This is a genomic window from Methylobacterium sp. WL69 (assembly GCF_008039485.1).
Lineage (GTDB): Bacteria > Pseudomonadota > Alphaproteobacteria > Rhizobiales > Beijerinckiaceae > Methylobacterium.
This window is the reverse complement of the sequence record NZ_VRUZ01000119.1, coordinates 1-11,014: the sequence shown is the minus strand read 5'-3', so window position 1 is coordinate 11,014 and position 11,014 is coordinate 1. Positions and strand designations below refer to the sequence as shown.

General features: G+C 70.6%; 9 protein-coding genes and 1 pseudogene. 4 read left to right on the top strand and 6 right to left on the bottom strand.

Annotated features, from left to right (window positions below):
- Positions 1-438 precede the first annotated feature (438 nt).
- Both FV218_RS20415 and FV218_RS20410 read left to right on the top strand, forming a co-directional pair.
- The gene (locus FV218_RS20415) at positions 439-1,353 is read left to right on the top strand and encodes a L,D-transpeptidase (RefSeq protein ID WP_187273120.1); all 915 of its coding nucleotides are present in this window, start codon (positions 439-441) and stop codon (positions 1,351-1,353) included.
- Positions 1,354-1,475: 122 nt separating this feature from the next.
- Positions 1,476-2,012 carry a DNA starvation/stationary phase protection protein gene (locus FV218_RS20410; RefSeq protein WP_056090655.1) on the top strand — a complete coding sequence of 179 codons (537 nt, stop codon included), beginning with the start codon at positions 1,476-1,478 and terminating at the stop codon, positions 2,010-2,012.
- Between the two features lie 47 nt (positions 2,013-2,059).
- On the opposite strand, the gene FV218_RS20405 is transcribed toward FV218_RS20410, so the two are convergent.
- Complete coding sequence (locus FV218_RS20405; RefSeq protein WP_147711339.1) at positions 2,060-3,076, bottom strand: alpha/beta hydrolase; 1,017 nt, start codon at positions 3,074-3,076, stop codon at positions 2,060-2,062.
- A 107-nt stretch (positions 3,077-3,183) separates the two neighbouring features.
- Here FV218_RS20405 and FV218_RS20400 point away from each other — a divergent pair, with 107 nt between their 5' ends.
- Both FV218_RS20400 and FV218_RS20395 read left to right on the top strand, forming a co-directional pair.
- On the top strand, positions 3,184-4,569 hold the full coding sequence (locus tag FV218_RS20400; RefSeq protein ID WP_147711338.1) for an MFS transporter: 1,386 nt from the start codon (positions 3,184-3,186) through the stop codon (positions 4,567-4,569).
- A 147-nt stretch (positions 4,570-4,716) separates the two neighbouring features.
- Positions 4,717-5,514: an SDR family NAD(P)-dependent oxidoreductase gene (locus FV218_RS20395; protein ID WP_147711337.1), complete on the top strand. Its 798-nt coding sequence runs from the start codon at positions 4,717-4,719 to the stop codon at positions 5,512-5,514.
- 13 nt (positions 5,515-5,527) lie between these two features.
- On the opposite strand, the gene FV218_RS20390 is transcribed toward FV218_RS20395, so the two are convergent.
- The 5 genes and pseudogenes from FV218_RS20390 to FV218_RS20370 all read right to left on the bottom strand — a co-directional run.
- The gene (locus tag FV218_RS20390; RefSeq protein ID WP_147711336.1) at positions 5,528-6,193 is read right to left on the bottom strand and encodes a TenA family protein; all 666 of its coding nucleotides are present in this window, start codon (positions 6,191-6,193) and stop codon (positions 5,528-5,530) included.
- Complete coding sequence (locus FV218_RS20385; protein ID WP_147711335.1) at positions 6,190-7,095, bottom strand: aldose 1-epimerase family protein; 906 nt, start codon at positions 7,093-7,095, stop codon at positions 6,190-6,192. The genes FV218_RS20390 and FV218_RS20385 overlap by 4 nt, the downstream gene beginning before the upstream one ends.
- A 20-nt stretch (positions 7,096-7,115) precedes the next feature.
- Positions 7,116-9,047 (bottom strand): asparagine synthase (glutamine-hydrolyzing), encoded by a 1,932-nt coding sequence (gene asnB / locus FV218_RS20380; protein WP_147711334.1) that lies wholly within the window; start codon positions 9,045-9,047, stop codon positions 7,116-7,118.
- Positions 9,048-9,087: 40 nt separating this feature from the next.
- Positions 9,088-10,398, bottom strand: coding sequence for a UDP-glucose/GDP-mannose dehydrogenase family protein (locus FV218_RS20375; protein WP_147711333.1), 1,311 nt, complete (start codon positions 10,396-10,398; stop codon positions 9,088-9,090).
- Positions 10,399-10,410: 12 nt separating this feature from the next.
- Positions 10,411-11,014, bottom strand: a pseudogene (locus FV218_RS20370) (glycosyl transferase); the annotation flags it as partial.

The following is an 11,014-nucleotide window of genomic DNA, read 5'->3' as shown; positions in this document are numbered from 1 at the left end:
GGGGCGGTGGGTGGATCGCGCCGCAGGGGCCCCGCCGCCCCGGCGGGCGCGGCGCCCGGGAATGCGCCGAGGGCGAAGACGAGGGCGGGGAGCAGGAGACGCGCAAAGGCCGGCACGGGACGCGATCCATCTTGGGAGGAGGCCGCGCCGGGGTCCGGGGAAGACCATCGCGGGTTATGTCGGCCTTGCACGGGTCTATGTCGCAATGGCCAAGGTTCTGGCAATCACCCGGCGGGGTGATTTGTAGGGATATGGTGAAAATCGGTGCGCGACCGGTATTCGCGGGTCGGATGGGCACTGACGGGCGGACAACGCGGGGCTGATAAGTCATCGACGCGGCGTGACGTGGGCCCCAGGTCTTGCTAGGCCCACGCTCAAGCCTTGCCGCCGCGCAAGCCCAACCCAGCGTCCCCCGAAAAAGACGGCCCGAGCGACCCGATGTCCCGCACATGCCCCCCGACCCGCCGCATTCTCCTCGCGGGCGCCGCGACGAGCCTTCTCCTGTCGGCTCCAGCCGGTGCCCTCGCGCAGGGGCGCGGGCGGTTTTTCGACGACGGCATCGACGGGGACATCCCCTTCGATGACGAGCGCCTCTACCGCGATGAGGAAGGGCGCCTCTACCGGCGCCGGGGCGGCCGTTACGAGCCCTATTCCGAACGTGGGGCCGATCCGCGCGCCGCGCGCCGCGAGGCCGTCGATCCCGCCTACGAGGAGCCCGACCTGGGCCGCCGCCCGGTCCCGGGCCAGCCGGCGCAGCCGACCCAGGCCGCCCGCCCGGTGGATAACGGTCCCATCGATTACGCCCGCGCCTACGCGGCGATCACCGACGAGCCGTTCCCAGTCAACGCCTTCAACTGGCGGAAAGCCAACCCGGCCTTCCTGCGCCAGGACATCGCCTATACGGGCCGGGAGCCCGCCGGCACCATCGTGGTCGATCCGCGCGCCCATCACCTGACCCTGGTCCAGGCCAACGGCCGCGCCCGGCGCTATGGCGTCGGCGTCGGCAAGCAGGGCTTCTCCTGGGCGGGCGTCTCGACGGTGAATTCCAAGCAAATGTGGCCGGACTGGTATCCCCCGAAGGAAATGATCGCCCGCACCCCCAAGCTCGCCCGGCAGGTGAGCCAGCTCCAGAGCGGACTCGGCGTTCCCGGTGGCTCGCGCAATCCCCTCGGGGCCCGGGCGCATTACCTGTGGCAGGACAACAAGGACACGCTCTACCGCATCCACGGCACCCTCGAGCCCGACTCCATCGGCCGCAGCGTGTCGTCGGGCTGCATCCGCATGATCAACCAGGATGTGATCGACCTCTACGGCCGCGTCGAGATCGGCAGCCGCGTCGTGGTCCTGACGTAGGAGTTCAGCGCGACACGGCCATGCATGGGGGAACAATCCACCATGCCGTTGGATTTTTTGCCTGTGTCGGATGCGCTGCGTCGCGTCCACCCCAGACGACATCCACCGGAGACGGATCCATCATGGCCAAGAGCTTGAGCGGACGCACGCGCGTCGAGGGCGACCGCCTGAACACGCCCACCGACCTGCCGCCCGAGGCGACGCAGAAGATCTCCGAGGGGCTCACCGTGCTCCTCTCCGACCTGTTCGCCCTCTACATCAAGACCAAGAATTTCCACTGGCACATCAGCGGCCCGAATTTTCGCGACTACCACCTGATGCTCGACGAGCAGTCGGAGCAGATCTTCGCCATCACCGACGCGGTGGCCGAGCGCGCCCGCAAGATCGGCGGCACCACCCTGCGCTCCCTCGGTCAGGCGAAGGCCAAGTCCCGCATCCAGGACAACGACGCCGAGTATGTCGGCCCCCTCGACATGCTGGCCGAGCTCCGGGACGACAACAAGAACCTCACCGCCAACATGCGCGAGCTGCACGAGGTGACGGACGAACTCAACGACGTCTCCACCACCAGCCTGCTGGAGGAGTGGATCGACCAGGCCGAGGAGCGCACGTGGTTCCTCTACGAGTCGACCCGCAACGCCACGGATGGCGGCCACTGAGGTTGTTCCCGTCGGCCCCGCTCCCGGGGCCGACCCGATGACCGGTCTCAATGCCCGTTCAGGAACTCCAGCACCGTCGCGTTGAACCGCGACGGTGCTTCCATGTGGACGAGGTGTCCGATGCCCGAGAACACCTCGGTGCGGCCATCGGGCATCCGGGCGGCCAGGGCCTGGGCATGGGCGGCGTTGTCGCCCATGCGGGCGCGCAGGGCTTCCGGCGCGAAGGCGCGGCCCGGGGCGTTACGATCCTGCCCGCCCATGACGAACAAGGTCGGTGCCCGCACCAGGGGAATCTCGTGGACCACGGGCTGGCCCCAGATCATCTGGTAGGAATTTACGAAAGACCTGAGCCAGCGCGGATATTCGCCGGAGCCCTTCACCCGCTCGCGCAGGGAAACGAAGGGCGCGATGGCGGTGTCCGGCAGGGACAGGCTGTAGCTCGTCATGAGTTGCTGACGATACACGTCCGCCGTGACGTCGCCCTCGATCCGCAGCAGGCGCTCGGTCGGCACCGGCGGCACGGTCAACCGATAATCCTCCAGCCCGATGGGCGCCTCGAGGACGAGGCTGTTGATGCGCTCGGGTGCGGTGCGGGCGAGGCGCACGGCGAGCATCCCGCCCATGGAATGGGCCACCACATCGACCCGGGGCAGGCCGAGGGAATCGAGCAGCGCCACGGTGTCCGCCGCCAGGGTGTCGAAGCTGAACGGACCGACGGGCTTCGACGATTTGCCGAAACCCAACTGGTCCGGGGCCACCACCCGGTAGCCGGCCGCCGTCAGGGCCTCGATCACGCTCTGCCAGTAGCTCGACGGGAAGTTGCGCCCGTGCAGGAGCAGGGCCGTGCGGCCGTTGGGTGAGCCGGAGGCCGGCACGTCCATGTAGGCGAGGCGCTGCGCCTCGCCGTCGCGGGTGAGGGGAAGGTAGAAGACCGGGTTGGGATAGGGGAAGCCTTCGAGGGCGATCCCCAGGGGCGCCTCAGCGGCCCGTGCCGGAAGGATCGCGGACCCCACACCGAGACTCAGAGCCAGGCCGCAGATGGTCAGCAGGGGGGACGCGCGCATTCGATCAACCTCTCGGGGGAATCGGCGCGGCTCTCATCCGGCGCCGGATCGGTGACGGGTGACATAGGACACTTGCCACGGTCGCGGGAACCGCGCCGGGTGCGTCCATGACCGACCCGGCCTCCAGCCCCACCCCGATCCAGGACGGCCTGCCCGTGCGCGAGCGGATGCTGGCGCTCCTCGCCATCGGGCTCGCCATGACCATGGCAGTACTCGACGGCGCCATCGTCAACGTCGCCCTGCCGGTGATGGCCCGGGACCTCGCCGTCGATCCGTCGGCGGCGATCTTCGTGGTCAACGCCTTCCAGATCGCCGTGACGGTGGCCCTCCTGCCCCTGGCGTCCCTCGGCGACATCCTCGGCTATCGCCGGGTCTACCTGGCGGGGCTGGTGCTGTTCACCCTCGCGTCCGCGGCGTGCGCCTTCGCGCCGTCCCTGCCCCTGCTGGTGGCGGCACGGGTGGCGCAGGGGCTCGGGGCGGCCGGGATCATGAGCGTCAACATCGCTCTCGTGCGGTTCATCTATCCGCACAAGCTCATCGGGCGCGGCGTCGGCAACGTCGCCCTCGTGGTAGCGATGGCCTCCGCCGCCGGGCCCACGGTGGGGGCGGCCATCCTGTCCGTGGCGAGCTGGCCCTGGCTGTTCCTCGTCAACCTGCCCGTGGGGCTCGTGGCCCTCGCGGTGGGCTCTCGCACCCTGCCGGCGACGCCGCGCAGCGGAACACGCTTCGATTGCCGCAGCGCGGTGCTCAACGCGCTCACCTTCGGGCTTCTCATCATCGGCGTCGATGGTCTCGGCGATCCGGCCGGACGCGGGATCGCCCTTGCGGAGATCGGCGCCGCCCTAGCGATGGGCATCGTGTTCGTCCGCCATCAGCTCCGCCTGCCGGCGCCCCTCCTCCCCATCGATCTCCTACGCATTCCCGCCTTCGCCCTATCGATGGCGACCTCCATCAGCGCCTTCGCGGCCCAGATGATGGCCTACGTCGCCCTGCCGTTCTACTTCCAGGACGTGATGCGCCTGTCCGAGACCACGACGGGCTTCCTCATGACGCCCTGGCCCATCGCCATCGCCGTCATGGCCCCGCTGTCGGGGCGGCTGTCCGACCGCTACGCCCCGGGCCTGCTCGGCGGCCTCGGCCTCGCGCTCCTAGCCACGGGCCTCGTCGCCGTCGCCCTGTTGCCGGCGAGCCCGGGTGCCTTCGACATCGGCTGGCGCCTGACCCTGTGCGGCCTCGGCTTCGGCCTGTTCCAGTCGCCCAACAACCGGATCATCATCACCAGTGCACCCCGCGAACGCAGCGGCGGCGCCAGCGGCATGCAGTCGACGGCCCGCCTGACCGGGCAATCCCTGGGCGCGGCCGGCGTCGCGGTGATTTTCGGCGTCTTCCACGGCGGGACTTCGCAGAGCGTCACAGCCGCCCTGTGGTGCGCGGCCGGGCTCGCCGCCCTCGGCTCCCTCGCCAGCGTCCTGCGGCGACCAACCCTGACTTGACGCGAAAGCATGGTGAACGAACTGTTTCATGTGAAACACGGCAGTCCCCGATCCGCGCATGGCCGCCGTGCGTGGACGTACGATCTCGCAAACACCGCCGCGCCCATGCGTTGACCCGGCATCATGTCGACCGACGGAGTTTTTCCCATGAACATGGATCTGACCGGCAAACGCGCCCTCGTCACCGGCTCGACCGGCGGCATCGGCTACGCCATCGCCAAGGCGCTCGCCGAACTCGGTGCCACGGTGGCGATCAACGGACGGGCACAGGACCGTGTCGCCGACGCCATCGTGCGCCTCAAGGCCGAGACCGGCACCCATGCCTTCATCGCCGCACCGGGCGACGTCGCGACAGCCGATGGCGCCGCCCACCTCATGCAGGGCCTGCCGGACGTGGACATCCTCGTCAACAACACCGGCATCTTCGAGCCGAAGCCGTTCTTCGAGATCCCGGACGAGGACTGGCAGCGCTTCTTCGAAACCAACGTCATGAGCGGCGTGCGACTGTCGCGGGCCTACACCCCCGCCATGGTGACGCGCGGCTGGGGTCGGGTGGTGTTCATCGCCTCCGAATCCGCCCTGAACATCCCCGTGGAGATGGTCCATTACGGGATGACGAAGACCGCCCAGCTCGCGATTTCGCGGGGCCTCGCCGAGACGGTGTCCGGCACCGGCGTCACCGTGAACAGCGTCCTGCCCGGCCCGACCCTGTCAGAGGGGGTGGCGGACTTCATGAAGGCCATGGCGCCGGATTCCGGCGACGTGGACCTCGACGCCATGGGCCGCGCCTTCATCAAGGAGCATCGCCCGACCTCGCTCATCGGCCGCCTCGCCACGGTGGACGAGGTCGCCAACATGGTCGCCTACGTCTGCAGCCCGGCCGCGAGCGCCACGAGCGGCGCCGCCTTGCGGGTGGATGGTGGCGTGTTGCGCACCATCGCGTGAGATGGCCGGCCGGTCAGACCGGCCAGGCCGTTTCGCGATAGGCCCCGTCCCAGAACATCCATTCGAGGCGGGTCGCCTGGGCGTAGGCACGGTGCATGCGGGCGACGATCTTCGGGGACGCGTCGGCGGCCGCCTCGTCGGTGGCTACGATCATCGCGGCCACGGCTTCGCCGAACTCCTCGCCCGCGTAGGTGTCGATCCAGGCGCGGTACGGGTTGTCGGCCCCGGCCCGGGCGAAGATATCCCGGCCGACCTCGGCGTAGATCCAGAAGCACGGCAGCAGGGCGCCGAGCAGCACCTCGTAGGGTTCGGCGTGGGCCGTGGCGAGCAGGTACGAGACGTAGTGGTCGCAGGGCGGCGACAGCGGGGTGGCCGCGAAGGTCTCCGGCGCGATGCCGTAATCGTGAAAGAACCCGCCGTGCAGGGCGCGCTCCACCACGATGGCGGTCTCGGCGGCCCGGGCGAACTGGACGATGCGGTCGGGATGCGGCGCCTTTGCGGCGGCGAGCGCCAGGGCACGGCCGAACCCGATGAGGTAATGCGCGTCCTGGACGATGTAGTGGGTGAACCGGGCCCGGCTCAACGTGCCGGCGGCGAGCTCGGCGTTGAACGGCATGGTGCGGATCGTCTCGTAGGCCGCCGCGTTGGCGGCCCAGGCGTCGGCGGAAAAGGTGCTCATGCGGTGGCGGCCTCTCGGGTGACGGGGGCCTCGTGGGACAGGGTGACGCCGTGGCGGGCCCGGCCCTTCGGCGCCAGGAGGCGCTGGGAATCGCGGCGGGCGAGTTCCCCGGCGTAGCCGGCCCAGTCGGCGTGGCCGGTCCAGCATTCGAGGGACAGGAACGGCGCCGTAGGCTTCGTCCAGACGGCGAGATGCGGGAAATCCGAGACTTCCAGGCGGATGGCGCTGCCGTCGGGCGCGGTGAAGCGCATCCATTCGCTGGCGGCATCGCGCAGGACCAGGGCCTCGGTGAACAAGGCCGGGTCGAGGGGCAGGGTCGCGCCCTCCAGGGGAATCGCCCGCTCGGTCCGAAGCAGCAGGCCGCCCTCGCCGACCTCCGGCACTAGGGGGCGCTCGGGGTTCTGGAAATCGACACGGTAGCCACCGTCCGCCGACCGCTCGCCCCCGGCGAAGGGCCACGGAAACGCGGGGTGGAAGCCGAGGGCGTAGGGCAGCGGCGTCGGGCCGGTATTCTCGATCCAGATCTCGAAATCGAGGATGCCGGGACCGACCCGGGCGGTGATGTCGAGGCGGAACGGGAACGGGTAGTGGGGCAGGGTCGCGCTGCCCTCCTCCAGGCGCAGGGTCACGGTGTCGTCCGTGCGCTCGGTGACCGTAAACGGCAGGTCGCGGGCAAAGCCGTGCTGGGCCATCGGGTAGGCCCGCCCCCCGACCGTCACGGCTCCGTTCGCCGAGGCACCGACCACGGGGAAGAGCCAGGGCGCGTGGCGATCCCAGTGCGCCGGGTCGCCGCTCCAGAGGTATTCCGTGCCGCCCATGTGCCACAAGACCGGCTCGGCGCCGTGCGTCGCGATGACGGCCCTGGTGCCGTCCCCGGCCGTGATGGTGATCCGTTCGCTCATGGCGATTCCCGCTCGTTCCGCTAATCGTCCTTGTGGGCCGGGCGCGCGGCCGACGCCAGCCGCCACGCCTCGAAGGCGAGGATCGGCCAAAGGCCGACGGCATGGTTGCGGGCGCCGGTCTGGTGCTCAGCGAACAGGGCGCGCACCCGTGCCCGGTCGAGAAATCCGCCGCCGAGGTCGGGACTCAGCAGAAGGTCTCCGGCATAGGCCCGCAGGGGGCCGCGCAGCCAGGCGGCGAGTGGCGGGGCGAAGCCCTGCTTGCGCCGCTCGAACAGGGGGCGGGGCACGTGCCGGGCGAGCACTTCGCGCAAGGGCCATTTGCGCTCGCCACCGCGCACGAGGAGGCGGGGCGGCAGGCGCCAGGCGAATTCCACCACCGACCGGTCCAGGAGCGGCACCCGCGCCTCCAGCCCCGCCGCCATGCTGGCGCGATCGACCTTGGCGAGGACGTCGTCGGGCAGGTAGGCGACGGTGTCGAGGCGGCGCATCCGGTCGAGGAGCGGGCCGCCCCCGGGCCGGTCCATGGGGCTCGGCAGGCCCGGGGCCCCGTTGGCGAGGGCGCGGGCGTCGGGGTTGAGGGTCAGCAGCCGGGCATACAGATCGAAGCCGTCGCCGGGGAGCTGCGCCGCGGCCTTGCGCAGGCGGTCGGGCGCGTCCGGGCCGCCCCACGGCGGGGGAAGCGCGCGGGCGGCGAGCCCCAGGGCCGCGTGCGGCATCCGTCCCATCGCACCGGCCGCCAGCCGGCGCAGGGGGATGGGAATCGGCTCGAACCGCTCGGCGAAGCGGGTCGCCAGCGTGTAGCGGTCGTAGCCGGCGAACAGCTCGTCGCCGCCATCCCCCGACAGGGCGACGGTGAGGCCCGCCCGCCGGGTCGCGGCGCAGAGGAGGGCGGTGGGCAGGCCGGACGGGTCGGCCAGGGGCTCGTCGTAGATCTCGGGGAGATGGGCCACGAGGGCGAGGGCGTCGGCCTCCCGCACCGGGATGGTGGTGTGGTCCGTGCCGAGATGCCGGGCGACGGCCGCCGCGTGACCGCTCTCGTCGAACCGGGGATCGTCGGTGAAGCCCGCCGCGAAGGTTCGTGGTGTTCCGCCCGCTCCGACCATGAGGGCGGCGACGAGGGAGGAGTCGATGCCGCCCGACAGGAAGGCGCCGAGCGGCACGTCGCTCGCCATCTGCCGACGCACGGCCCCGGTGAGCAGGGTTTCCAGGGCGTCGATGGCCTCCGCGTCCGAACCCGCGAACGGATCGGCCCGGCCGGCCGCGATCACGGAATCGAGGCTCCAGTAGGCCGCGATGGCCGGTGCCTCGCCGGGCGACCACGACAGGAGGTGTCCGGGCTCCAGCTTGTTCACCCCGGCATAGATCGATCCCGGCGCCGGGACGTAACCATGGCGCAGGAGGCTTGCGACGGCGGAGGGATCGATGGCGAACTCCGCCGCGCCGCAGGCCATCAGGGCCGACGGGGTCGAGCCGAACAGCAGGCGCCCGGGGGTCGCCGCGTAGAACAGCGGCTTTACGCCCATCCGGTCGCGGGCGAGCCAGAGCCGGCGCTCGAAGCGGTCGTAGGCCGCGAAGGCGAAGATGCCCTCGACCCGGGCGAGGGCGCCGGCGACGCCGTGCCGGGCGATGAGTTCGACGAGGATCTCGGTATCGGAGTGTCCGGAAAAGGCATGGCCGTCCGCCGTCAGGGCGGCCCGCGCGTCGTGGGTTCCGTAGAGTTCGCCGTTGTAGGTCAGCACCCAGCGCCCATCGCGCGCGCCCATGGGCTGGGCTCCGGCCGGGCTGAGATCGCGGATGGCGAGGCGGCGGTGGCCGAGGGCGACGCCGTCCGTGCCCCACACGCCGCGTCCGTCCGGCCCGCGATGGGTCAGCGCGTCGGCCATGCGGCCCGCTTCCGCCGCGAGGCGATCGGGCGAGAGGCGTGGATCGGCGATCCCGGCAATGCCGCACATGGGTTGTTGCCGCTTGGGTTGTTGCCGCTCGAGAGGGGCGTCAGGCGCTCGGCACGCCGATTCCGACATAGCGGAAGCCGTGGCGGGTGACATCCTCCGGCCGGTAGACGTTGCGCAGGTCGACCACCGTGCGGCCGGCCATGCGCTCGGCGAGGACCGCCCAGTCGAGGGCCCGAAAGGCGTTCCACTCGGTGACGATGACGAGGGCATCGGCCCCGTCCGCGCAGGCGTAGGGATCGTCCGCGTAGGCGATGTCGGGCATCAGCACGCGGGCGCCCACCATGCCCTCCGGATCGTAGGCCCGCACCGTGGCGCCCCCATCCTGCAGGCCGGCGACGATGGCGAGCGAGGGCGCGTCGCGCATGTCGTCGGTGTTCGGCTTGAAGGTGAGGCCGAGGATGGCGATGGTCTTGCCGCGCACCGACCCGCCGCAGGCGGCCGCGACTTTGCGGGCCATGGCACGCTTGCGCTGGTCGTTGACGGCCACCACCGCCTCGACGAGACGAAGCGGCGTGCCGGAATCCTGGGCGGTCTTCACCAGCGCCAGGGTGTCCTTCGGGAAGCAGGAGCCACCATAGCCCGGTCCGGCATGCAGGAACTTGCCGCCGATGCGGTTGTCGAGACCGATGCCGCGGGCGACCTCCTGCACGTTGGCGCCGACCTGCTCGCACAGGTCGGCGATCTCGTTGATGAAGGTGATCTTGGTGGCCAGAAACGCGTTGGCGGCATACTTCGTCAGCTCGGCCGTGCGCCGGCCGGTGACCAGGATCGGCGCCTGATTGAGATAGAGCGGCCGGTAGACCTCGCGCATCACCGACGCCGCACGCTCGTCCTCGGCGCCGATGACGATGCGGTCGGGCCGCTTGAAGTCCGAGATCGCAGCCCCTTCGCGCAGGAATTCCGGGTTGGACACGACGGCGAACCCGGCTTCGGGCCGGGCCTCCCGGATGATGCGCTCGACCTCGTCGCCCGTGCCCACGGGCACCGTCGATTTCGTCACCACCACGGTGTAGCCGCAGAGGGAGGCGGCGATGTCGCGGGCGGCGGCGTAGACGTAGGAGAGGTCGGCAAAGCCGTCGCCGCGCCGCGACGGCGTTCCGACGGCGATGAACACCACGTCGGCCTGGGCCACGGCCGGCGCCACCTCCGTCGAGAAGGTCAGCCGGTGGTGGCGGACGTTGTCGGCCACGAGGGCGTCGAGGCCCGGCTCGAAGATCGGAATGCGTCCGGCTTCGAGGGCGGTGATCTTGGCCGGATCGGTGTCGACGCAGCACACGGTGTGGCCGAAATCGGCGAAGCACGCCCCGGAGACGAGCCCGACATATCCGGCGCCGATCATGGCGATCTTCATGCGGTGAGCTCCTTAGGCCGCCGCATCCGGCGGTGCGGGAGCCTTATCGTCGATGGCCACGAAATAATAGTCGCGCAGCAGGGACGGATAGCTGGCAAAATTGATTGGAGGATGGTCTTCATCCGGCAAAGTCTCGGCAAGGTCGAGGGCCAGCAGAAGGTCGTTGAGACGGCCGGGATCGTTGGCGAGACCGGGATCGATGCGAAAGCCCGTGCCGGCGGCGCGCAGGCGGTCAGCCGGCGCCCCGAGGTCGAACACCGCCACGGGCAACCCCGAGACCAGGGCGATGGACAGGGTGTAGCAGTAGGTCTCCGGCCAGATCGACGGGATCAGGATCAGATCGATGTCGTGCTCGGCCAGCAGAGCCAGGGCCTCGTCGCTGCCGGCGTAACGTCCGGTTTCCGTGACACCGACGGCCTCCATCTTCTCGGGGATGTCCGAGAACCCGACGACGGTGAAGGCGAGGGCGAGGTCGCGTCGCCCGGCATCGCGGGCCAGGGCCTGGACCACGCTTGACCCCTTGTGAGAACCGATGGCACCGAGCACGCCGATCCGGCGCGGGGCGCCTTGGCGCGGTGTTCGGCGCGGGGCGGGGGCGGGCAGGTCTTCCTCGTGG